Source organism: Micromonospora sp. NPDC049044 (assembly GCF_040649215.1).
Taxonomy (GTDB): domain Bacteria; phylum Actinomycetota; class Actinomycetes; order Mycobacteriales; family Micromonosporaceae; genus Micromonospora.
Genome location: NZ_JBEZFA010000002.1, coordinates 94512 through 118317 on the forward strand (window position 1 = coordinate 94512; position 23806 = coordinate 118317).

Below are 23806 nucleotides of genomic sequence, written 5' to 3' on the forward strand. Positions count from 1 at the left end.
GCATTGACATACTTCACTGCTCAATCTAGCGTCGGGGCGAATCGATTCAAGGGTCGAGCGGGGTGCTCCGGCACCGTCCGGCGGTCGGCCGTCGAGGTTCGGGACGCCCCCGGTGTCGGCCACCAAAGATCCGACGACCAACTGGTCCCGCATGGGCGGCGAGACCAGCCGCAGGGAGCCGTGGCGATTAGCGGCCGGATGCCGTGGACAGGTCGCGTCTGCCGAGGTTCCTCCGCGCCGAGCATGGTCGGCGGAGTGACCCGAGGTGGCGCGTGGTAGCGGTGCGGGTGTCGCCGTGGACTCCCCGCACCTGAGTCAGTTCGTGTCGAGTGGCGGGAGCCCCATCGTGACAAGACGTAGACCCATCCTTGGCTTTCTGGCAACGGCGGCGGCTGTCGTCGTGACCGTGAGCGCGGCGGCACTGGCTGGCGGCCTGAGCACCACCGCGTCGGCCGCGGACATCGTGCCGGCCGCGGCGACCGCCGGGTGCGGCAAGGCGCCCACGCTGACCAGCGGTTCACGAACCATCCAGAGCGGCGGCCAGAACCGCACCTTCATCCTGAGGATTCCTGACAACTACGACCGGAACCACCCGTACCGGTTGATCTTCGGGTTCCACTGGAACGGCGGCACCGCCAACGACGTCGACGGCGGCGGGGCGGACGGGGCAGCCTGGTCCTACTACGGGCTGCGGCAGCAGGCGAACAACAGCACCATTTTCGTCGCCCCGCAGGGCAACGGCAACGGCTGGGCCAACCCCGGCGGCCAGGACGTCACCTTCGTCGACAACATGATCAGCCTGATCGAGGCCGACCTCTGTGTCGACACGACGCAACTCTTCGCGCTCGGCTTCAGCTACGGCGGCGGCATGAGTTACTCGCTCGCCTGCTCCCGGGCGAATGTCTTCCGCGCTGTCGCGGTGTACTCCGGCGGGCAGCTCAGCGGGTGCGGCGGCGGTACGCAGCCGATCGCGTACATGGGCATCCACGGCATCGGGGACCCGGTGCTGAACGTCTCCGCCGGACGGTCCCTGCGAGACACCTTCGTCCGGGCCAACGGGTGCACCGCACAGAACCCACCCGAGCCGAGGGCGGGCAGCCTGACCCACATCACCACCACCTACTCCGGCTGCCGATCCGGCTATCCGGTGGTGTGGGCGGCCTTCGACGGCGGGCACACCCCCGGTCCGGTGGACGGCGGCGGGGACAGCGGAGCCAGGACCTGGACCAAGGGCGAGGTGTGGAGGTTCTTCACCCAGTTCGGCAGCACCGACCCCACGCCGACTCCGACGACGTCGCCGACCGCCAGCCCGACCAGCACCCCGCCGCCGGGTGGCACCTCGACCCTGCGCAACGCGGCCTCCGGACGGTGCCTGGACGTCAACGGCGCCTCCCAGACCAACGGCGCGGCGGCGATCATCTGGGACTGCCACGGCCAGAGCAACCAGAGCTGGACGTTGACCGGGGCCCAGGAGCTGCGCGTCTTCGGTGGTAAGTGTCTCGACGTCAACGGCGCCAGCACCGCGAACGGCAGCTCGGTGATCATTTGGGACTGCAACGGCCAGTCCAACCAGCGGTGGCGGCCCAACGCCGACGGTTCGATCACCGGCGTTGGTTCGGGCCGGTGCCTGGACGTGGTCAGCAACGGCACTGCCAACGGCACGCGCGTCCAGATCTGGGACTGCAACGGCGCGGCCAACCAACGATGGAGCCGCATCTGATTCCGGCGGACCTCTCGGGAGGCCACCGGTAGGCCCGGTTCGGCGGCGGAACCAGCCGGTTTCGCCGCCGGACCGGTCGGGCGCGCGGCACCGCACATTCATCTGATATTTCTGCGCCCCAACACATGTCCCACCGGCACCGATCGGCGACTTTTACCTGGTCCACACGGTTGACCGGCGATCGATTCGGTGCCTAACATACGACGTCTATTTATTAGTGATCTTCGATTGAAGCGACTGCGCGCAGTACGCCAGCTCACCGTGTGACGTACGGCTTCGCTGTCGAAACCGGCTGGGGAGGCGGGTCAGATGTTCGATCGAGAGAGTCATCGGCACAGTGCAGGCGAGGTGGAGCCACGCGGACGGTCCCGGCGGCGCCTGTGGCGTCCGCGCCAATGGACCGCCTCGCTTGTGGGATCGGTGGTGATAGCGGCAGCGGTGCTCACCGGCTTCGCCTCGCCGGCCCAGGCGGCAACCGCCATCACGATCAACGGTGGGTCCGGTGGACGGGCGCTCGACGGGATCGGCGCGGTAAGCGGTGGCGGCGGCAACAGCCGGTTGCTTGTCGACTACCCGGAACCGCAACGCAGCGACATCCTGGACTACCTGTTCAAGCCGGGCCGCGGCGCCGCCATGCAGCTACTGAAGACGGAGATCGGCGGGGACACCAACTCCACCTCCGGCGCGGAGCCCAGCCACGAGCACACCCGGGGCAACATCAACTGCAACCGGGGCTACGAGTGGTGGCTGATGGAGCAGGCGAGGGCGCGTAACGCCAACATCGCCCTGGCGGGCCTGTCGTGGGGAGCGCCGGGCTGGATCGGGAACGGCAACTTCTGGTCCAACGACTCGATCGACTACCTGGTGGCCTGGCTGGACTGCGCGGCCACCCACGGGCTGACCATCAACTATCTCGGCGGGTGGAACGAGAAGGGCTTCAACGCCACCTGGTACAAGAACCTGCGCTCGGCCCTCAACTCCCACGGCTACAGCAGCGTGAAGATCGTCGCCTCGGACGACTTCGGCTGGGGCGCCGCCGACGAGGCCCTGCGGGACCCGGCGTTCGCCAACGCCGTGCAGGTCTTCGGCAGCCACTACGTCTGCGGCTACCGCAGCGCGCAGACCAGCTGCCCCAGCTCCGGCAACGCGGTCTCCACCGGCAAGTCGCTGTGGGCGAGTGAGAACGGCTCCGACGACTACAACGCCGGGGCACAGGCGCTCGCCCGGGGCATCAACCGTGGCTACATCGACGGCAAGATGACCGGCTACATCAACTGGCCCGCCATCGCCGCCATCACCCCCAACATCCCGTGGGCGACCACCGGCGTGGCGGTGGCCCAGCAGCCCTGGTCCGGCGCGTACTCGATCGGCAAGAGCGCGTGGGTGATGGCGCAGACCACGCAGTTCACCGCCCCCGGCTGGCGCTACCTCGACGGTTCGACCGGCTACCTCGGCGGTAACCGCAACAACGGCAGCTACGTCTCGCTGAAGTCCACAAACAACAGCGACTACAGCACCATCATCGAGACGATGGACGCCGGGTCGGCGCAGACCCTCGACTTCACCGTCACCGGCGGGTTGTCCTCCGGGACCGTGCACGTCTGGTCGACGAACGTCCGGTCGAACAACACCGCCGACCACTTCGTCCGGGGCAACGACATCACGCCGAGCGGGGGGCGTTTCTCACTCACCGTCCAGCCCGGCTACGTCTACAGCATCACCACCACCAGCGGCCAGGGCAAGGGCACGGCGACCAGCCCGGCACAGGGCACCCTGAAGCTGCCGTACAGCGACACCTTCGACAGCTACGACGTCGGGCGTGAGGCCAAGTACCTCATGGACCAGCAGGGCTCGTTCGAGATCGCCGCCTGCGGCGGTGGCCGCTCCGGCCGGTGCGTACGGCAGATGTCCGAGCAGACGCCGATCTTCTGGACGTCCGGCCAGGCCGAGCCGTACACGCTGCTGGGTGACCTGAGCTGGCGCAACTACACGGTCTCCTCCGACGTCATGCTGGAGAAGTCCGGCTACGCGCAGCTCATCGGCCGCGCGAACACCTACAACCACCAGGGGCCACAGAACCTCAACGGCTACTACTTCCGGGTGACCGACGGTGGCGCGTGGTCGATCCGCAGCAACAACACAAGCGGCAACTGGCGCACGCTGGCCAGCGGTAACACCTCCGCGCTGGGCACCGGACGCTGGCACACCCTGGCGCTCACTCTCAACGGAAGCACCCTCACCGCGAGCATCGACGGCGCCACCGTCGGCACGGCCTCCGACTCGACCTGGGTCGCCGGCCAGATCGGGTACGGCACCGGTCAGGGAGTCACCGCCCAGTTCGACAACCTCACCATCACGCCGGTCGGCAACTCCGGTGAGCCGGGCGCGACCACGGCTATCCGCGGCGCGGGCTCCAACCGGTGCCTGGACGTCAACGGCCAGAGCCAGGCCGACGGTTCGGTCGTGCAGATCTGGGACTGCAACGGCGGCGCGAACCAGCAGTGGACGCTCACCTCGAGCAACCAGCTGACCGTCTACGGCAACAAGTGCCTCGACGTGGCGGGCACCACTGCGGGAAGCCGCGCGCGGATCATGTCCTGCAGCGGCGGTAGCGGCCAGCAGTGGCGGGTCAACGCCGACGGCACGATCACCGGGATCGGATCGGGGCTCTGCCTGGACGTCAACGGCGCGGGCACCGCAAACGGCACCGCCGTGCAGATCTGGACCTGCACCGGTGGCAGCAACCAGCAGTGGATCCGCGGCTGACCGGCTGACCGGCGGGCGAAGGCCCGTACCCGGGTCGTGGCTGCCGGCCGCTCGACTGAGCGGCCGGCAGTCGTCTGCCGCGGCTCGGGCGCTTCGGCGCGCGGGCCGGGTTCCTGCCGGGTGGTGCGCTGCCTATGCTCGACGGGTGCAGGACAACGATCAGACCGTGCTGGCCGGGATGCTCCAGTCGGCCGAGGAGGCCGCGCCCGTCGAGGCGGTCGAGGCGGTCACCGACACCATCGCCAAGGCCCTGGACGCGCTCGACGTGTCGCTGCTCATCGCCGACCTCAGCGGCCGAGCGCTGGTCCGGCTGACCCACCAGACGCTCGCCGACCGCCCCGGTCGGCGGCAGGGCGAGGAGGCCGCCGAGGTTCTCCACTTCGACGGCGGCCCGCACGAGCAGGCACTGCGCCAGCAGACCACGCTCGTGCTGCCCGGTGAGCGCCGCTGGACGGTGCTCGCACCCGTCACCGAGCGCGGCGAGACCATCGGCCTGCTGGAGATCGACCTGCCCGTCGAACCGGGTGCCGCCACGATCGCGGAGATCGCCCGCACCGCGCACGCGCTGGCGTTCGTGGTCATCGCCAACCGCCGGCACACCGACCTGTTCGAGTGGGGGCAACGCAGCACCCCGTTCACGCTCTCCGCCGAGATCCAACGCCGCCTGCTACCCGCCGCGTTCACCTGCGAGGCGAACACATTCGCCCTCTCCGGCTGGCTGGAGCCCGCCGCGAGCGTCGGCGGAGACACCTTCGACTACAGCGTGGCCCGCGACGCGTTGCACGTCAGCGTCACCGACGCGATGGGCCACGGCGTGGCCAGCGCACTGACCGCCACCCTCGGCGTGGGTAGCCTGCGCAACACCCGCCGGCGCGGCGACAGCCTGATCGCACAGGCCGAGACAGCCAACCGGGCCATCGCCGAGAACGCGAACGTACGCGGCACGTACATGACCGCCGTACTGGGCCGCATCGACCTGGGCACCGGTCGGGGCGAGCTGCTCAACGCGGGGCACGTGCCGCCGATGCTGGTCCGCGACGGCCGGGCCGCGCCTGTGGAACTGCCCGCCAACTTTCCGTTGGGCATGTTTCCCGACGAGGGCTACCGCAGCGGCGAGGTGTCCCTGAGGCCCGGTGACCGGCTGGTCATCGTCACCGACGGGATGCGCGAACGCAACGCCAGCAACCTCGACCTGCCCGCCGCCCTGCTCCGCATCGCCCATCTGCATCCACGCGAGGCGGTCCGGGCGCTGTCCGACGAGGTGCTGGCGATCGCCGGGCCGGCCCTGGCCGACGACGCGACCCTGCTCATCATCGACTGGTACGGGAGCCAGGAACCGCGGTCGAGCCGGGCCGGCGCCGACACCGCCCGCGCCAGCGACTTTCCCTAGCGAGGGTGGTCACGACGCCGCCCGTGCCGCCTCCTCGGCGTCGTCCACCGTGTCGAAGATGTCGATCACGCGGTCCACCGAGGTGATCGACAACACCTTACGCACCGTGCGGCGGACCCCGGCCAGGGCGAGCGAACCGCCCCGCGCCTGCAGGTCCTTGTAGGCGACCACGAGCGCGCCGAGGCCGCTGGAGTCTATGAATCCGACGTCGGTCAGGTCGACCACCACCACCTGGACACCGTTCTGCACCAGTTGGTGCAACTGGTCCCGTAGCTCGGGCGTGGTGCTCATGTCGAGGTCGCCGGCGGCCTCCACGACGGTGCCGACCCGCCCCTGCCGCGTTGACAGCGTGAAGTTCACCCAACCCCCTCGGTACGGCCGTCGCCGGCAACTCGGCGACCCAACGCGCCACCCTCACCGTGCCAGAAGTCGGCGGCAACCGCTCGTCGGGGCGCGCCCCCGTCACGGAACTTCCCGCCCCACCAGATCGGGACGGGTGGCCCATTCGACGGCCACCCGCAGCGGGTCGCCGGTGCGGAAGATCGGCGGTTCGTGCAGCAGGAAGTCGCGGTGGCTGATGTTCCAGGCGTACGCGCCGGCCATGGCGAAGGCCAGCACGTCACCCACGCCGATCGGCCCGGCGGTGGCCGAGGAGGACAGCACGTCCTTCGGGGTGCAGAGCTGCCCGACCACGGTGACCGGCCCACCGTCGGTGCGGGCGCCGTCGGCACCGCGCCGCCGGTGCACGGTGAACGGTTGCGGGTGTCCCTTCGCCGCCGGTGTGCGCAGGTGGTGGGTGCCGCCGGCGACCACCACGAACCACTCACCGTAGGAGCGCTTCACGTCGACCACCTCGGTGAGGTACGCCCCGCAGTACGCGGTGACCGACCGACCCGGCTCGATCCGCAGCCGCACCCCCGGGTACGCGTCGAGGACCTCGCCAAGTGCCCGGCCGTAGCCGACCCAGTCGAATCGCGCCGCCGGGTCGGCGTAGTCGACGGCCATGCCCCCGCCGACGTCGACCTCGACGGCACCGAGTTCGGCGGTCGCCCAGCGGACCACTGCGGCGGCGACAGTGGCCGCGAGCGGGGCGTCCAACCCGCTGGCCAGATGCGCGTGGACTCCGCGTACGTCGATGCCGGCCGGTGGTCGGCTTGCGCACTCCACCGCGTCGGCCGGGTCCATCCCGAACGGGCTGGGCCCACCACCCATGACCAGGCTCGCGCCGGGCGCGTCGACCGGCAGGTTCACCCGCAGCAGCACCTGGGCGGACCGGCCGGCGGCGGCGGCCAGCGCGCCGAGTCGCCGCAGCTCGGCCGGCGATTCGACGTGGATGCGGCGCACCCCTGCGGCCAGCGCGGCGGCGAGGTCCGCGTCGGTCTTGCCCGCCCCGGCGTACGCGGCCGGAACGCGACCGGGCGACACCTCGGCCAGTCTCCGCAGCTCGCCCCGACTCGCCGCCTCGAACCCGTCGACGATCGGGGCGAGGGTCCGTAGGACGCCGGGATCCGGGTTGGCCTTGACCGCGTAGAGCAGTTCGACCGGCCGGGGCAGCGCCGCCCGGATCGCGCCGGCATGTGCGGCAAGCGCGTCGAGGTCGTAGACGTAGACCGGGCGGGTCACCGCGGCCGGCCCAGCGGGTTGGGCACCGGCACGAACGGTGCGGCCCGGTCTGCGTCGCGCCGCCACCGGACCAGCAGGTTGGCCTTGGCAACCAGCGGCTCGCCGGCCAGCAACGCACGCAGCTCGGGCGGATCGTCGAGGTCGGCGGCGACCGCCTCGACGACGGCCCGCAGCTCCTGCCACAGCCGCCGTTCGAGGCCCGGCCGCGCGTCGGCAAGCGCCCCGCAGATGCCGCCGAGGTGGTTGACGAACAGGCAGTAGACGATCCGGCGGTGGGCGTCCCGGGGGCCGTAGCGGACCTGCGCCGGAACACCCTCCGGCCAGGCGGCCCACCGGTCGGCGGCGAGCTTCACCCCCTCCAGGTCGCGCAGCAGCACGCGTACCGGGCTACGGTCGCGGTCGAGCACGACGACCACGTTCTGCAGGTGCGCCTCGTACACCACGCCGTGGCTGAGCCAGCCGCGCAGCACCGCCGGCACCAGCAGCTCGACGTACGCCCGCCACCAGGCCACCGGGTCCGGTGTCGCCAGGGGCTCGGCGGCCAGCGCCGCCGCCAGGACCGGGGTGTCCCCGGGTCGCAGGTGCGGGCGCAGGCCGGTGCGCAGGATCGTCCCGTACGCCTCGTCCGGGCCGGGGATGTCGACAGTGCGGTAGGCGGGCTCGGCGAGCAGCCCGACCCCGTCCGGCAGCGGCACCCGGGACAGCAGGTCGGTGAGCGCGACCGCGCCGGTGAGTTCGTAGCGGGCGTTCTTGCGTAGGCAGTTGGTGATCCGCACGTGCAGGCTGGTCTTGACGAAGAGGTCGGCCGCCGGGGCGTAGAGGGTGCGCACGCTCGCCGTCGGCCGCACCGGTACGCCGGCCGCCCCCAGGTCGCGCAGCCGGGGGTGGGTGGGCGGAAGCAGTGCCAGCTGCCAGGGGTGCACCGGCAGGACGCGGTGCCCGGGCGGCGGCCGGGGCGGGTCGAGGGCCGCCACGAGTGGATCGAACGGCCCGGCCCCGGCGACCAGGTCTTCCGGTACGGCGAGCCAGTGCAGCCGGAACGAGGTGCGCAGCTCCGGCGCGTACGCCCGCCAACGCTCCGGGTCGCCGCTGCGCCACTTCGGGGTGGGGTGGTGGGGGTGACCGAAGACGAGTGACTGCTCCGAGTCGACGTACGCGTCGATGGCGGCCTCGCCGGTGCGGGCGCGATCCTCGGTCGGTCGTTCGGCGAGCAGCCGGGCCACGGTGTCCCGGCTGGCGTGGACCTGCTCGACGAACTCGTCGTTCACCAGGCCGGTCCGGGTGGTGAGTTCCGCCGCGACCAACGCGGCCAGCCCGTCGGCGTCCAGGTCCGCCCAGCACCCCGCGTCGGTCATCCGCTGCACCGGACCGGCGTAGCGGTGCGCGCCGAGCGGGTCGGCCCGGGCGACCGCGCAGCGCAGCGTGACCTGGAGGTGTGGCAGCAGCACCCGGGCTGCGCCGTCGACCACGGTCGGTGCACCGTCCGGTGGGGCGAGTTCGCGGATCAGGCACCCGAAGACGGCGTGGGCGGCGGCCAGGTCGGCGAGCTGGCCGGAGGCGGTGGCCGGCCGGGAGCACAACCGCACGCTCGTCATTGTGTCTCCCGCAGGTAGTTCGGGCCGGTACGCAGGTAGTACTTGTTGATGTCGGCGCAGCCCAGCCGCTGTTTGGGCAGCAGGGTGCCGGCGGTGAGCATCGCCTTGACGGGCAGGTGGGCGGCGCGCAGCACCCGTTCGGTGAGGGTCCGCGCCGCCGGTCCGTCGCCCCACCGGTCCCGGGCGGCGGCGAGCCGGGGCGCCAGCGCCTCGGCGGGGGACGGCACGGGCAGCCCGCGGGCGGCCAGCGCGACGAGCGGCGCCGCCGCGGCCAGGTGCAGGGTGATGGTGATGAACACGTCGGCCAGTTCCTGTGGATCGCGCGCCCACATCCGGTGGTCGTGCAGGGTGAGCCCGGTCGGGCCACCGTAACGCGGGTCGAGTCGGGCGCCGTCGTTGTCCTTGTAGAGCAGGCCGACCGAGCCGTCGGCGTGCACCAACAGGTGGATGTTCTGCGGGTGTGCCTCAAGGGCGATGCCGTGGCGCAACCACAGGAAGACGTGCCAGTCGAGGAGCAGGTCCAGGTAGGAATCCAGCAGTGCCGCGGGCCGGTCGGGGCTGATCCGGGCCAGCACCGTGCCCGCGACCGGGTCGGGTGCGGCCAGGGCCGCGACCGGCACCACCTGGACCCCATCCAGGTCGCGCGGAAACCGGCGGAGCAGGAAGCCGCGCCGTTCGTCGCCGTCGACGTGCGCCCAGGTGCTCTCGTCGGCGTGCCGGATCCGCCCGGCGAAGGCGGGTTCGGCGTGGGCGGTCCGGTCGAGCAGCGCGGCGACCGCCGCGCCGTCGGCGAGCGAGCCCGGGTGCAGGGTGCGTCGGTTGCGGGCGCCGAGGCTCGCGGTTGGTAACGGCAGCTTGAGGTGCAGGTACGGGTCGCTGTCGAGCGCCACCGTCCGCATCGAGAGGGTGGGCCGCACCGGTGTCACAGGCAGGTCGGTCACCGGGAGCGCGGCGCGGGCCACGGTGATCGGATGCGCGGGCAGCAGCAGCTGGTCCGGTCGCGCCGCGCGTGGCCACCAGGCCGGCAGCTCACCCGCGAGCCGGACGTCCTGGGCGGGTACGGCGTACCAGCGCAGCGCGAACCGCGGGGCGTGCTCCGGGGCGTACCTGAGCAGTTCGTCGTCGGTGAGACCGTGCCGGCACCGGTCGGTGGGGTAGACGGGGTGCCCGTGGTGGGCGGCGAGCACGTCGTCGAGGAGCGCCGCCGGCAGCCCGGTCGGAGTGTTCGCCCGGGCGGCGGCCACGTCGGCGAGCACCCGTGGCCGGTGCCGGGCGGCGAGCCGCCGGGCCCGGAGGTCGGCGCGGCACTCGGCGCGGAAGTCCCGCCAGCCGGCCGCCGCCTCGCCGTCGTCCCGGGGGGCGAGCAACGTCAGCAGCCCGGCCACGGTGTCCGTCCGGTGGGTGACGGCGTCGGCGAGCACCAGTACGGCCGGCGCGGCGCTACGCAGGGCGTGTTGGAAGCCGTCCGGCCGCACCGGGATGCGCAGCAGGCCGGCGGGGTGCGGCACCTGCCACCAGTCCGGCCCGTCCGGGCGGCCGGTGCTGAGCAGACCGAGGTGATCCTCGCGCAGCAGGGCGTCGAGCACCCGGGTGAACACCTCCCGCTCGCAGTCGTCGCTCACTCGACGATGGTCCACTCAAGACCGCTGCGGAAGGCGGCCAACGACGTCCGGACGCTGTCCCGGTCCGGGGCGATCGCGTGCAGCACGGCCAGGTAGTCGCGGTTCGTGCCGGTGCGCTCGGCGAAGCGGCCCACCGCGCGCAGCGGACGGCAGCCCAGCCGGACCTCGCCGTGCCGGGTGTCGAGCGGCCCGGGTGCGGCGGTGAGTCGGCCCGACCGGTCCGCGCAGACGTACTCGACCTGGGCGTATCCGTCGACGGTGGCGGGCAGCGCGAGGGCGGCCAGCGGCTCGCCGAGGTGCAGCCGGATGACGTGTTCGAACAGCGGAACGCCGAGCAGGTCGGCGAGGATCAGGTCCATCCGGTCGCCGATGAGGCGGTAGTTCACCTCGATCAGCCGGACCCGACCGTCGCCGGTGACGACGTACTCGGTGTGGCAGGCACCGAAGCCGACCCCGAGCGCGGCGAGGCAGGCCCGCAGTCGGGTGCTCGCCGACTCGGTCGGGGGTGACCAGGAGAGGCTCTCCTCGGTGAAGGTCGGTGGTGGGCCGAGGCCGGTGCGCCACCCGCCGAGGGAGGCGAGACCGGTGCCGTCGCCGAGGGTCTCGAAGGTCCGCAGCTCACCGTCGAGGTACTCCTCGACCACCAGGGCCACGTCCGGCCGGCGGCTCCGGATCTCGGCGACCCGGGCGACCAGCTCGGCGTGGTCGGCCACCAGGTACGCGTCCTCGCTGGCCACCCCTTCGCGGGGTTTGACCACCGCCGGGAACATGCCGACCGGCACCCGCGGCGCGGCTGCCGGGTCGACGGTGACGGTGCGTACCAGATCGAGGCCGGCGGCGGCGATCGCCCGCCGGGCCGCGGCCTTGTCCTTGCAGAGCCGGGCGGCCTCCGGGTCCTTGCCGGGCAGGCCCAGCTCTCGGGCGGCGATCGCGGTGGCCTCCTGGAGATGGTCGCTGTTGGACAGTAGCGCCATCGGCGGGTTCGGTGCCGCCGCCGCGACCACCGCTGTCGCGTCCCGGACCGCGCAGCGCGTCACCGGCACGTCCGCCGGCCATTCCGTGGGCCGATCGGTGAGCACCGTGGCCGACAGCCCCAGCGCCGCCGCCGCCGGCAGGAACCCGTCCAGGACGGCGTCGGTGGGGTTGAGCGCGGTCAGCCAGATCCTCATACCGCCCTCCGTCTGACTACCCGATCACGCCGCTGCCCGCGCGTCGTGCGGCACCGGCTGCTCCACGATCGGGTCGGCGCCGGGACCCGGCCGGTGCGGGAATCGCCGCTGGTGCGCGAGGCCGAGGACGACGCCGGCGGCCACCAGCACGATGGCCGCGACCGCGACCGCCGGGTAGCCGACCCGGTCGGCCGCCGCGAGGCCGACGGACGCCGCCACGAACGAGCAGACCAGGCCGAACGACGACAGGACGGTGAAGTCGGTGCCGCCGGTGTCGGGGCGCGAGTAGTCCATGTTGACCGTGTAGAGCACGACGTTGGCGACGGTGTAGGCCACCATGAAGCAGCAGAGCGCGACGACCGTCGCCGCCAGCGGCGCACGCCCGTTCATCAGCGGCAACAGCAGCAACGTCGACACCGTGAGGGTCACCCCGCCGACCACGAGCACGCCACTGCGCCCGAAGCGACTGACCCCGAGCCCCGCGACCAGGCCCGCCACGATGGCCGGAGCGCTCGTCACCACGCCCGTCACGACACCGATCCGACCCAACGACCAGCCCGCGTCGACAAGGGCCGGCGTGACCAGGGCGTACGCCATTCCGGCGCCGACGTAGACAAGCGGCACCACGCCGAAGGTCCACCATCGGCAGCCCGGCTGGCCGAACACCGACAGCAACGCCCGGTAGGCAGTGCCCACCCGGGCCACCCGATCGGTCCGGGCCGGCTCCCGGAACCGCCACACCACGAGCAGACCGACAGCGGTCATCGCGGCCAGCAGACCGATCGCCGGTGCCCAGCCGAACCTGTCGTAGACCAGCACGCAGGCACCGCCGCCGAGCAGGTTGCCGAGGTAGCTGGCGGCGACCTGGATGCCGTTGCCGGTGCCCCGGGCCGACTCGGCGAGCATCCGGACGGCCACGGCGTCGACGGCGATGTCCTGGGTGGCGGAGAAGAAGACGTACGCGGCGCAGATCGCGATGATCGGCCCCAGCGCGTCGGCCGGGTCGGCGAACGGCAGCAGCGCCAGCAGGGCGAGCACCAGGGCGCTCTGGAGCACGAGCAGCCAGGATCGGTAGTGGCCGCGGTGTCGCGACCCGTACCTGTCGAGGATCGGCGCCCAGAGGAACTTGATGGGCCAGATCAGCCCGACGATCTGCAACAACGCAAGGGTGTCGAGTGAGGTGCCGCCGTCGCGCAGGATGGCGGTCAACCCGACGGTGATGAAACCGACGCCGAGGTACTGGGTGACGTACAGCGCGGTGAGCGTGCCGAGCCGGCCCTTCATGCGGCTTTCCAGTAGCCGAGGGAGGTCAACCGGTCCTTGTCGACGCCGAGCGTCCGTCGAATGTGCCGGGTGATGCCACGGGTGCTGGCGGCCTCGCAGGCCACCCAGTAGTGCGCCGCGCCGCTGGCCGGCAGCGCCGCGCACACAGTGTCGACGAGGTGTTGACCGGCGTCGCGCCGAGGCACCCAGGTGACGTCGTGGTGCTCGCGGGTGCGCAGCGCGAGCGCCTTCTCGCCCTCGTGGGCGTACTCCAGCCAGACCGTGGCCGGGATGTCGGCGCCGGCGTCGAGCAGGCTGTTCACCGCGGGTAGCGACGCGGCGTCGCCGACGAGGTAGAGGTGTTCGGGCGCCGGGTCGGGCAGTTCGAACGCGCTGCCCTGGACGGTCGCGGTGATGGTGTCGCCGACCTGCGCCCCGGTGGCCCAGTTGGCCGCGCAGCCGTCGTGGAGGGCGAATTCGAGCGTGAACCGACCGGTGGCCGGGTCGGGGTCGACAAGCGTGTACGCGCGCTGGTGGGCCCGCCCGTCGTTGTCGAACCACAGCCGGATCCACATCGTGGGGTGCACCCCGCACGCCGCCAGCAGGCCGCCCCCGTCGAGGAGCAGGCGCTGGTAGTGCCCGTCGATCGACTCGGTGCCCAGCACGGTCAACCGAAAGTCCCGGCCGCCCATGGCCTTGAGGACCAGGGCCTCCCAGTTCCGTTTCACGCACCCCTCCAGGTAAGGTCATCCTTGGTTAGGGGAGGTTAACCTAAGTTGCGCCCCCGATGGAACAGAGGAGCGCGCCCGATGACACACCTGGAGAAGGTCGCCGGTCTCGGTGAGTTGTCGTTGCTGACAGTGGACCCCGACCGGCACGCCGCCCTCCTGCACGGCTGGGTCAGCCAACCCCGGAACTCCTTCTGGGGCATGGGCGCACACACAGTCGACGAGGTCCGCGACATCTACGCCTTCGTGGACAGCCTGCCGACGCACCACGCGTACCTGATCATGGTGGAAGCCGAGCCGGTCGGCCTGTTCCAGACCTACCAGCCCGAGGCCGACCCGGTCGGCGAGCGTTACCGGGTCCAGCCCGGCGACATCGGGATGCACCTGCTGCTCAGTCCGGACCGGCGGATCGCCCGCGGCCTCACCAACGCCGTCGGGCCGGCGCTGGCCCGCTTCCTGTTCCGCGACCCGGCCGCCCAGCGGATCGTCGTCGAGCCGGACGTCCGCAACCACCTCGCCCTGCGCCGGTTGGAGATCGAGGGCTTCACCTTCGACTCGGAGATCGACATGCCGGACAAGCGGGCTCAGCTCGCGTTCCTCACCCGCGCCCGCTTCGTGGCGAAGCACCCGACGCCGGCCTGAACACCGACCCTTGTCGGTGGCGGCCAGGGGCGACCCAGGCGTAGCGCCGCAGGTGGGAGAGCTGGCCGTGCATGGCGGCGGCGGGCGCGGTGTGTCACTGCCGCAAACACTAACGGTCCATATCGACTCATCCTTTCGGCTAGGAAACTCTCAATCTTTCGGGTAGTGTCCAGGTCGACAGGTGAATGACATGACGCGGCGGCGAGGCCCGTGATCGTGGCCATGCGTTGCGACAGCGCACCCCGCCCGCACGTGCGCCCCGGCGACAGCCAGTTCGGAGAACTTCTTCCGGTCGATCCGATTGACGGGCAACTGTGGGAAGGACCACCTCATGGCCAGCATCGCCGGAACCGCTACCAGCACCCTCCGCGGCAACCGAAGCAGTGACCAGAGCCCGGACGAACTGCTGGCCACCCTGGCGGCGACCCCGGCCGACGACCCGCGCCGCCAAGCGCTGCGGGACCGCGTCATCGAGGCCTGGCTGCCGCTCGCCCGACACCTGGCCCGCCGCTACGGCGGGCGCGGCGCCGCCGACGAGGACCTGAGCCAGACCGCCTCGGTCGGGCTGATCAAGGCGGTCGACAACTTCGACCCCAGCCGCGGCATCGACTTCGCCGGGTACGCCATCCCCACCATCATCGGCGAGATCAAGCGGTACTTCCGGGACCGCACCTGGGCGGTCCGCGTGCCCCGCCGCCTCCAGGAGTTGCGCCTGTCGATAAGCGCGGCGAACAGCGCGCTGACCCAGACCCTCGGCCGCTCGCCGACAGTGGCCGACATCGCGTCCCACCTCGACCTCTCCGAGGAGACCGTCCTGGAAGGGTTGGAGGGTGCCCGCGCCTACCGGGCCACCTCACTGTCCACCCCGATCGGGGCCGGCGACCGGGAGCTCGGCGACACTCTCGGCGGCGACGACCACGAATTCGACGTCGTGGAGATCCGGGTGGCCCTCGGGCCGGCCCTCGCCACTCTGCCGGAGCGCGAACGCGAGATCCTGAGCCTGCGCTTCCACGGCAACCTGACCCAGTCCCAGATCGCCGAGCGGGTCGGTGTCTCGCAGATGCACGTCTCCCGGCTGATCAACCGGTCGTTGGCCACGCTGCGTCGCCACCTCTCCGGCGACAACTCGTTCTGACCGTCGGCGTCGTCGACCGCTCAGAGCTGGACGACGTGACCCACCCGTGGCGGCGTACGACCGGCGAGGACGTCGAGCCAGGCCCGCTGGAGGGCCGCCGGCCCGGCACCGACCTGGACGTCGAGCCACCCGCCCACGATCGCGGTGAAGCGTTGCCAGGCCTCGGTGAACCGCTCGTCGAGCCCCGCACGGCCCCAGTCCTGGCCGCGTTTGCGCATCTGTACCGGCGCGAAGAACACCTCGTCGGCGGCGTCGGCGTTCGGCGTCTGGGTGGTGAGGCCGACAGCGATGTCCCGGACCAACCGGTCGCCGAGGTGCCGACGCAGGGCGGCCCGGGTCGAGGGCGCGCCGGACAGGTCGAGGTACACCGAGGCAACGGCGTCCAGTGCCTCGATGTCGTCGTACGCGACGACCTGGTCGTAGCAGCCGAGCGAGCGGGTGAAGGTCAGGTTGCCGGGTGAGGTGAGCCCGACCAGGCGCGGCCCGCGCCCACGCAGCTCGAACGCGGCGGCGTACGCGGTCTTGCTCGACGCCGAGGACAGCAGCAGCGACTCGGCACCGTAGCAGTCGTTGTCGAGAACCTGGTCGGCAAGCATGAACGAGGTGAAGAACAACGGCCGGAACAGGATCAGCAGATCCTCCTGGTCGGGCCGGTACGCCGGGTCGCCCGTGGTCGACCGGTACGCGTTGTACGGGGACGGCAGCTCGGCCCGGTGCGGGCTGGCGTCCCGGAACCCGGACGCGTCCACCCGGTCCGGCCGGACCAGCAGGTGACCCGCGGGCGGGAGATAGCCGTAGATCCGCTGCCCCACCACGACGCCCGCGACAGTGGAGGCGACCACCTCGGCGAAGCCCCAGAGCGGCGGCAGACCCCACTGTGGCCCGAGCCCCACCGGCGGAAAGAACTGCCAGTAACGCATCGCCTCACCGAGCACCGCGTAGGTCACGTTGTTGGCGGTCAGGCCGACCCGGTCCACCCGCAGCAGCGCCTCGCCGTCGGCCACCGCGGGCGGGTCGCCATCGACGAGCGTGGTCCGTCCGAGGTCGTCACGCGCCACGGCGAAGGTCCATGAGTCGGCCATGAGGTGACGCTAGACACCCGCGCCGACCCAGACAAGTGCACTGAGAGTGCAAAATCCCACTGCTCCGGTCAGGACCGGGAAGCGGCGAGGTCGCGGAGGTGCGCGAGCGGCAGATGCGGGGGCCGCCACTCCAGGAAGAGCGCTGTGGCGTCGTCCTCAAGCCGATCGTCCTGGTAGCCGACGACGGCACGCACCAGGCGACGCATCGTCTCCGGGCTGGGCAACCCGTCGTTGAGGGCGCGGTTGACGAAGTCGATGAGCCGCTCCAACCCGAACTGGATGCCGTCGGAGCTCCGCGCGTCGGTGATGCCGTCGGTGTAGGCGAGGATCCGGTCGCCCGGGTGCAACTCCTCCACGTGCACCGTCGGGCGGCGGGCCGACAGGTGACCCAGGCCGAGCGGCAACGCCGTCGGCCCCGGCAGCTCCCGAATGGCCTTGCCGTCGCGCAGCAACATCGCACCCGGGTGACCCGCGTTGATCGTGCTCAGTCTGCCGGTCCGATGGTCCAGCTCGATGAGCAGCCCGGTCGCGAAGAAGTTGGGGTGCTCGGAACGCACCCACTTGTCGATGCTGATCGCCGTGTCGACCAGGTCGAGCCCACACCGGCGGGCGTTGCGGTACGCGCTGACCACGAGTGAGGCAAGCGTGCTCGCCTTGATGCCGTGCCCACAGGTGTCGAAGAGCCCGACGCTGAGCACGTCCCCGTTCAACGCGTAGTCGAAGATGTCGCCGCCGACGTCGTAACAGGGTTCGAGGATCGCGGTGATCACCAGGTCGTCGGTGGCGAAGGTCAGCGGCGGCAGCAGCCCCCACACGATCTCGGCGGCGACCTGCATCGGCAGCCGCCGCCGCATCCGCTCGACCACGTCACCGTAGAGCCGCCGGTTGACCAGGATCTGGGCGATGTTCACCGCCACCTCCCAGGCTGGGCCGTCCATCGCCGGGTCGGCGGCGGCCGGCGAGACGACCTCCAGCACGCCCATCCGTTCGCACCCGAGCAGCAGTGGCACCCAGACCCGATCCGGGCTGTCGGGGGCGCGCTGGATGTCGAGGTTGGTGAAGGCCCGCCCGGCGAGAGTCGTCTCGATCGACAACGCGTCCCGGACCAGACCCGCGCCGAGCAGCGGCACGAGCAGGGACTGCGTGTAGTCGGCCAGGTAGATCACGATCTCGGTGGCGTCGATGGCGGGAGCCGCCTGGGCCACGAGCTGGGACAGCTCGTCCGGACCGCCCCTGGGTGCGTTGAGCTGGAGCCAACGCACCATCTCGCCGACGTCACCCAAGCTCCCACCTCCCCGAATCCTCCCCGACCGCGGGAGCACGTGGTGCGACCGTGAGGCTACCTTGCCCTCAGCGAGTTGGGACATCGGCGAGGTCGGCCGGGTCGAGGTGCAGGGTGGCGAGCAACCCCGAGTGCTTGGCCGGGTCCACCCGCTCCGGCAGTTCGCGCTCGACCCAGTCGGCTCTGGCCTGCTGGCCCCGGTCGCGCAGCGCGGTGACGATCCGGTGCCTGGCGATGCTCATCTGGTGCTCTCCTCTTAGGCGTTCAGGACTGTCATTCGCACGGACGGCGGCGGTCCGGACCACCGCCGTCCCGGCGGTGCTGACAGGCGGACCCGACAGCCGGGACGGGGCCGGCGGTCACTAACACGACCAGCCGTCGCGGCGGTGGGGATGACGATCGGTAAGGCCCTGTTTCGGCTGGTGGCGGACGGCGTCCGGCGGCCACCGCAGTCCCGGGCGACGTGTTCACCGTACGCCCTCGCGGTGCGCCACCGCACCGGCACCGGCCACCCGACCGACCGGGACGCGCTGCCGGCGCCTCGGATCGATTGATCAGGGCTCCAGCACCACCTTGCCGGCCCGGCTGCGTGTCTCGGCGAACACCAGCGCGGTGGAGACCTCGCTGAGCGGGTAGCGGGCGGCGATCTGCGGCACGATCACCCCCTGCCGCAGCAGGTCGAGCACGATGCCCAGGTCGGTGCGCAGGCGACGCCGGAACGCGGTACGGCGGGTGAGGTGACCGGCCCAGAAGTTGTAGAAGCCGACCTGGTGGCCGTTCGGCAGCGCGTTCCAGGTGTAAAGGCGCGTCAGCACCTTCACGAAGACCCACCCGATCGGCTGGCCGGAGTTCACGGCGGCGGCGTTGCCGTAGACCACGAGCGAGCCGCCGGGGGCGAGCAGGCCGTACGAGGTTCGTACACCCGGGCCACCCACCGGGTCGAAGACGGCGTCGACACCGCCCGGCGACAGCGCACGCACGTGGGCGGCCAGATCCGGGTCACGGTAGTCGAGCGGTTCGACGCCGAGTTCACGCAGCGCGGCGTGGTGCCGTGCGGCGGCGGTGCCGATGACCCGCAGGCCGAGGTGTCGTCCGAGTTGGACGAGTACCGTGCCGACGCCACCGTTCGCGCCGTGCACGAGGATGGTCTGCCCGGCCCGCAGGCCCGCCTTCCGCAACATCTGCCAGGCCGTCACACCGTTGACGACTACCGTCTCGGCGGCGGCGGGGTCCAGATCCGCGGGTACGGGGGTCAGGGCGTCGATGTCGACGAGCGCGTGGGAGGCCCACCCGCCGGTCTTGGTGACCGCCGCGACCCGGGTGCCGATGAGTGCGTCGTCCGCGCCGGGGCCGACCGCCCGGACCGTGCCGACGAGGTCGTAGCCGGGCACGAAGGGGAACTTCGGCTGGCCGGGGTAGCGGTCGTGGCGCATCTGTTGTTCGGCGAACGAGATGCCGGTGGCCTCGACCTGGACGAGCGCCTGCCCCCGGGCGGGGACGGGCATGGCGCGTCGGCGCAGGTGGAGTCCGTCGGGCTCCACCACGCCGGGCAGCACCACTTCGGTGATCGTCGCATCCGGGTTCATCGGATTCTCCTTGTTTGTAAGTGTGCACTCACACACTTGTCCGGGTCAAAAAATGGGCCACTGTCGTGGCCCAGGGTCGGTGGTCGGGTCAGGGGTGGCGGATGCCGGCGGTCAGCGCGCGGGCCCACGGCTCGGAGACCTGCTCCAGGCCGGCCGTGACGATCAGGTGACAGAGCTGGCCGTACGCGAAGAAGCGCTGCACCTGCGCGTCGTCGGCACCGGCCCGGTCCTGCACGAAGGTCGCGATCCGCCGGTAGCCGGCCCGCACCGCCTCGGCGATCTCGGGGATGTCCGTGACGGCCTGCGCCTGCACCTGGAAGAGCAACAGGTCACGGTCGGCGATCAACTCCGCGTACGCGCGGCCCATGGCGTCGAGGATCTCCTCGGGGCTGCTCCCCGCGGCCTGCTCCGCGCCCGCCTCGATCGCCGCGGCGATCCTGTCGAAACACGCCCCGGCCGCCGCCACGAACAACCCGAGCTTGCCGGCGAAGAGCCGGAAGACGTACGCCTCGGAGATGCCGGCGGCGGCGGCCACTGCGGTGACCGGGGTGGCATGGAAGCCGGTGCGGGCGAACGCCGACACCGCGGCGTTCAGCACGGTGACCCGACGGGCCTCGGCGGTGGATCGCATGTTTGTAAGTGTGCACTCACAAACAATGGTCGTCAAGTCCGTCGGCCCGGCCGCCGGTGCGCAGCGCTACGCGCACGTCCCCACCCACGCAGCTCACTCGGACGGGTAGAGCCGGGCCGGGTCACCGGGTCGGACGCTGTCCGGAAGGTCGTCCCGGGTGCTGGCGGCGAGCGAGCCGAGCAGCGCCAGCGAGCGCGCGGACTCCGTACCCGGCTCGGCGTGGTAGATCACCAGCAGCTGCCCGTCGGCGCCCGCGACGGCGAGCTTGTCGCAGTACAGGTCGAGGTCACCCACCTCGGGATGATGCAGTCGGCTGACCACACCCTCCCGCCTACGCACCTCGTGCCGCGCCCACAGTTGGCGGAAGCAGTCGCTCTTGAGGGACAACTCCCCCACCAGCGCCGTCAACCGGGGGTCGTCGGTGGCCCCGCCCGAGTCGGCGCGCATCTGCCCCACCACGCTCTGCATCGCCTGCCGCCAGTCGCGGAACAGCTCCCGTTCGGCAGGGTCCAGGAACACCGCGCGGAGTCGGTTCGCGCCCGGGGCGAGATTCGGCGACAGGACCCTCGCCATCGGGTTCGAGGCCAGGATGTCGAGGTAGCGGTTCTGCACGAAGGCCGGCATGTCGAGCTGCCGCAGCAGGTGCAGGATGCTGGCCGGCACCCGATCGGCGGCCGGTCGGACCGCCCGACGCGACCGCGCCCGGCTCAACCCGATCAGGTACGCGGTCGCCTCCGGATCCAACCGCAGCACCCCGGCCAGGGCATCGAGCACCTGCACCGAGGGGTGCCGTTCGCGTCCCTGCTCCAACCGCAGGTAGTAGTCGGCGCTGATGCCGGCCAGCATCGCCACCTCCTCGCGCCGCAGCCCCGGCACCCGGCGCAGGCCCACGCCGGGACCGAGCCCGACGTCCTCGGGCCGGGTCTGCTCCCGACGGGCACGCAGAAAGTCGCCGAGTGGGTTCATCGCGTCCATACCACCGACGGTAGATCGCCCGGCCGTCCGTTGACTGGGCGTGTCACTACCAGGAACAGCTCGCCCTGCCGGTCGGCCGACCGTCGGCGCACAGTCGAGGCGTACCGACTCCCAGCACGGATAGAGGACCACATGAGCGAGAACCTTCCCGGCGGATCCCTGACCCTGGCTGACGGCCTCACCCTGAGCCGGATGGGCTACGGGGCGATGCAGTTGGCCGGCCCGGGTGTGTTCGGCCCGCCCCGCGACCGCGAGCAGGCGCTCGCCGTGCTCCGCGAGGCCGTCGAGCGCGGGGTCCGGCACATCGACACGAGCGACTTCTACGGCCCGGTGGTGGTGAACGAGCTGATCCGCGAGGCGCTGCACCCGTACCCCGAGGATCTGCACCTGGTCACCAAGGTCGGCGCGCGACGCGGCGCCGACCGCTCCTGGATCCCGGCGCTGGAGCCGGACGAACTGAAGGCCCAGGTCCGGGACAACCTCCGACACCTCGGCCTGAACGTCCTCGACGTGGTCAACCTGCGGGTCGGGGTGGCCGAGGGCACCGGCGACGATCCCCTCTCCGAGCAGTTCGGCGCCCTCGCGGACCTGCGACAGGAAGGGCTGATCCGGCACCTCGGGCTCAGCAACGTCACGCTCGACCAGCTCACCGAGGCCCAGGCCATCGCCCCGGTGGTCACCGTCCAGAACCTCTACAACCTCGCCAACCGCAAGGACGACGCCCTGGTGGACAGGTGCGCGGCGGAGAACATCGCGTTCGCGGCGTTCTTCCCGCTCGGCGGGTTCACGCCGTTGCAGTCCGACACCCTCAACGACGTGGCCGCCCGGGTGGGCGCCTCGCCGCAGCAGGTCGCCCTCGCCTGGCTCCTCCAGCGCTCCCCGACGACCGTGCTGATCCCGGGCACCTCGACGCTGGCGCACCTGCGGGAGAACCTCGCGGCGGCCGAGCTGAAGCTGCCGGCCGACGCGATCGAGGAACTGGACACCATCGGTTCCTAGGGCTGTTTCATCAGGACTGGCCGACAGCCCCTAGTGCTGGCGCGGGCGGTTGCGGACGAGTGCGAGCGTGAGCACGGCGGTGACCAGGAAGACGATCCCGGTGATGCGCAGGCCGGCCTGGACGCCGGAGGTCAGCGCCTCGGCCAGTGCCGCCCGGACCGGATCGGGCAGCGGTTGGTCGCCGGTGGCACCGGCGGCCACCGCCGCCCGCACGGCGGACCGGGTGGGTTCGCCGACCTGGTGCGCGGCCAGCCGGTCGGGCAGGTCGGCAAGCATGGTGGTGGTCAGGAGCGTGCCCAGCAGGGACGCGCCGAGCACGGAGCCGACCTGGCGGGCGGCGTTCACCGCACCGGAGGCCATGCCGGCCTGAGCGGGCGCGACGCTGGCCAGGGCCGCCGCCGTCGCCGGGGCCACCACCAGAGCACTGGCGACGCCGAACAACGCGAACAGCGCCCAGCGAGCACCGAACGAGGTGGTGGGGCCCTGGGCCGCCAGCGCGAAGCTGGCCACCGCACCCAGGACCAGGCCGAGGGCGATCGGTGCCTTGAAGCCGGTACGACGGATCGCCTGCCCGACGCCGAAGGCGGTGAGCGCGTAGGCGCCGAAGAGCACGAGCATCCGCCAGCCGGTGTCCAGCGGGCTGAGCGCCTGGGCCCGCTCGTGGAAGAGGACAAGCAGGATCGCCACGCCGGTGAAGCCGAACAGCGATACCGCGGCGACGACCATGACGGCGCTGAACGACGCGGACCGGAACAGCCGTACGTCGAGCATTGGCGCACCGGCCCGTAGCTCGACAAACACGAACCCCACAAGTGCGACAAGCGCGACGATCCACGCCACCAGCACCACCGGGCTGGCGTAGCCGGCCTTGCCACCCTGGATCATCGCGTAGACGGCGGCGGCGATGGCGACGGTGCCCAGCAGGAGGCCGGGTACGTCGAGTCGGGCGGCGCTCGGCTGGGACTCGGCCACCCCGACGGCGGCGACGACGAGAGTGATGACGCCGAGCACGATGGTCGACAGGTAGACGCTGTGCCACCGGTGGTGCTGGAGCAGCGTGCCGGCGATGAGCGGGCCGACCGCGAGCCCGATGCCGGAGGCCGCCGACCACGCGGTGATGACCTCGGTACGTCGGTGCGGATCGGTGAAGGTCGCGCCGAGGATCGCCAGGCTGTTCGGCAGGATCAGGGCTCCGCCGAGGCCGGCGACCAGCTGCCCGACGATCACCCAGGCCACGGTCGGGGCGCTGGCCACGACGGCGGCACCAACGATCATCGCGATGACTCCGGCACCGAACATGCGCTTGCGCCCGTAGCGGTTGCCGAGGGTGGCCGCGGACAGCACCACGCTCGCCACCATCAGCGTGTAGGCGCTGGGGACCCAGATCAGGGTGGTCGGATCGACCCGCAGATCCTGCTGGATCGTGGTCAGCGCGGATACCGTCGCGGTGATCTGGAAGAACGTGATCATCGCGCCCAGACACATGGCGATCAGGGTCACCGGACGGGAGCCACGGACCGACGACCGGACGACGCCGGCCGGTCCGGGCGCGGGTGGGGCTGCGGTGTTGCTGGTCACTGGCATCCTCAGGGACGGGC

Annotated in this window: 20 protein-coding genes; 6 read left to right on the plus strand and 14 right to left on the minus strand. The window is 71.6% G+C overall.

Annotation, left to right across the window (positions count from 1 at the left end; all coding sequences use genetic code 11):
- The first annotated feature begins 406 nt into the window (after positions 1-406).
- From AB0B85_RS02005 to AB0B85_RS02015, 3 genes are all read left to right on the plus strand, one after another.
- Positions 407-1720 (plus strand): lectin, encoded by a 1314-nt coding sequence (locus tag AB0B85_RS02005; protein WP_357402550.1) that lies wholly within the window; start codon positions 407-409, stop codon positions 1718-1720.
- Between the two features lie 309 nt (positions 1721-2029).
- Positions 2030-4486 carry a ricin-type beta-trefoil lectin domain protein gene (locus tag AB0B85_RS02010; RefSeq protein WP_357402552.1) on the plus strand — a complete coding sequence of 819 codons (2457 nt, stop codon included), beginning with the start codon at positions 2030-2032 and terminating at the stop codon, positions 4484-4486.
- Positions 4487-4631: 145 nt separating this feature from the next.
- Complete coding sequence (locus AB0B85_RS02015) at positions 4632-5876, plus strand: PP2C family protein-serine/threonine phosphatase (protein ID WP_357402554.1); 1245 nt, start codon at positions 4632-4634, stop codon at positions 5874-5876.
- Positions 5877-5885: 9 nt separating this feature from the next.
- Here the strand turns inward: AB0B85_RS02015 and AB0B85_RS02020 are convergent, their stop codons facing one another.
- The 7 genes from AB0B85_RS02020 to AB0B85_RS02050 all read right to left on the minus strand — a co-directional run bounded on the left by AB0B85_RS02020 (position 5886) and on the right by AB0B85_RS02050 (position 13876).
- Positions 5886-6236, minus strand: coding sequence for an STAS domain-containing protein (locus AB0B85_RS02020; protein WP_357402556.1), 351 nt, complete (start codon positions 6234-6236; stop codon positions 5886-5888).
- Positions 6237-6338: 102 nt separating this feature from the next.
- A complete protein-coding gene (locus AB0B85_RS02025; protein ID WP_357402558.1) occupies positions 6339-7499 on the minus strand; it encodes an alanine racemase in 1161 nt (386 codons plus the stop codon).
- Positions 7496-9094: an IucA/IucC family protein gene (locus tag AB0B85_RS02030; RefSeq protein WP_357402560.1), complete on the minus strand. Its 1599-nt coding sequence runs from the start codon at positions 9092-9094 to the stop codon at positions 7496-7498. Before AB0B85_RS02030 ends, AB0B85_RS02025 begins: the two co-directional genes overlap by 4 nt.
- A complete protein-coding gene (locus tag AB0B85_RS02035) occupies positions 9091-10716 on the minus strand; it encodes an IucA/IucC family protein (protein WP_357402562.1) in 1626 nt (541 codons plus the stop codon). The genes AB0B85_RS02030 and AB0B85_RS02035 overlap by 4 nt, the downstream gene beginning before the upstream one ends.
- Positions 10713-11885, minus strand: a complete 1173-nt coding sequence (locus tag AB0B85_RS02040; protein ID WP_357402564.1) for a siderophore biosynthesis protein — start codon at positions 11883-11885, stop codon at positions 10713-10715. The genes AB0B85_RS02035 and AB0B85_RS02040 overlap by 4 nt, the downstream gene beginning before the upstream one ends.
- A 24-nt stretch (positions 11886-11909) precedes the next feature.
- Entirely contained in the window at positions 11910-13169 is a 1260-nt protein-coding gene (locus tag AB0B85_RS02045) for an MFS transporter (protein ID WP_357402566.1), read from the minus strand.
- Positions 13166-13876, minus strand: coding sequence for a siderophore-interacting protein (locus AB0B85_RS02050; protein WP_357402568.1), 711 nt, complete (start codon positions 13874-13876; stop codon positions 13166-13168). The genes AB0B85_RS02045 and AB0B85_RS02050 overlap by 4 nt, the downstream gene beginning before the upstream one ends.
- An 81-nt stretch (positions 13877-13957) precedes the next feature.
- Here AB0B85_RS02050 and AB0B85_RS02055 point away from each other — a divergent pair, with 81 nt between their 5' ends.
- Together AB0B85_RS02055 and AB0B85_RS02060 are read left to right on the plus strand one after the other, a co-directional pair.
- Positions 13958-14518, plus strand: coding sequence for a GNAT family N-acetyltransferase (locus AB0B85_RS02055; protein WP_357402570.1), 561 nt, complete (start codon positions 13958-13960; stop codon positions 14516-14518).
- Between the two features lie 331 nt (positions 14519-14849).
- Positions 14850-15653: an RNA polymerase sigma factor SigF gene (locus tag AB0B85_RS02060; protein WP_357402572.1), complete on the plus strand. Its 804-nt coding sequence runs from the start codon at positions 14850-14852 to the stop codon at positions 15651-15653.
- Between the two features lie 20 nt (positions 15654-15673).
- Here AB0B85_RS02060 and AB0B85_RS02065 read toward each other — a convergent pair whose 3' ends face one another.
- From AB0B85_RS02065 to AB0B85_RS02090, 6 genes are all read right to left on the minus strand, one after another.
- Positions 15674-16735: a DUF2855 family protein gene (locus tag AB0B85_RS02065; RefSeq protein WP_357402574.1), complete on the minus strand. Its 1062-nt coding sequence runs from the start codon at positions 16733-16735 to the stop codon at positions 15674-15676.
- 68 nt (positions 16736-16803) lie between these two features.
- Entirely contained in the window at positions 16804-18018 is a 1215-nt protein-coding gene (locus AB0B85_RS02070; protein WP_357402576.1) for a PP2C family protein-serine/threonine phosphatase, read from the minus strand.
- Between the two features lie 67 nt (positions 18019-18085).
- On the minus strand, positions 18086-18259 hold the full coding sequence (locus tag AB0B85_RS02075) for a hypothetical protein (protein ID WP_357402578.1): 174 nt from the start codon (positions 18257-18259) through the stop codon (positions 18086-18088).
- Between the two features lie 312 nt (positions 18260-18571).
- Positions 18572-19603, minus strand: coding sequence for a zinc-binding dehydrogenase (locus AB0B85_RS02080; RefSeq protein WP_357402580.1), 1032 nt, complete (start codon positions 19601-19603; stop codon positions 18572-18574).
- Between the two features lie 88 nt (positions 19604-19691).
- Positions 19692-20234: a TetR family transcriptional regulator gene (locus tag AB0B85_RS02085; protein ID WP_357402582.1), complete on the minus strand. Its 543-nt coding sequence runs from the start codon at positions 20232-20234 to the stop codon at positions 19692-19694.
- Positions 20235-20327: 93 nt separating this feature from the next.
- Positions 20328-21209, minus strand: coding sequence for a helix-turn-helix transcriptional regulator (locus AB0B85_RS02090; RefSeq protein ID WP_357402584.1), 882 nt, complete (start codon positions 21207-21209; stop codon positions 20328-20330).
- 132 nt (positions 21210-21341) lie between these two features.
- On the opposite strand from AB0B85_RS02090, the gene AB0B85_RS02095 reads away from it, so the two are divergent.
- Entirely contained in the window at positions 21342-22208 is an 867-nt protein-coding gene (locus AB0B85_RS02095) for an oxidoreductase (RefSeq protein ID WP_357402586.1), read from the plus strand.
- A 30-nt stretch (positions 22209-22238) separates the two neighbouring features.
- On the opposite strand, the gene AB0B85_RS02100 is transcribed toward AB0B85_RS02095, so the two are convergent.
- Complete coding sequence (locus tag AB0B85_RS02100; RefSeq protein WP_357402588.1) at positions 22239-23786, minus strand: MFS transporter; 1548 nt, start codon at positions 23784-23786, stop codon at positions 22239-22241.
- Positions 23787-23806 lie beyond the last annotated feature (20 nt).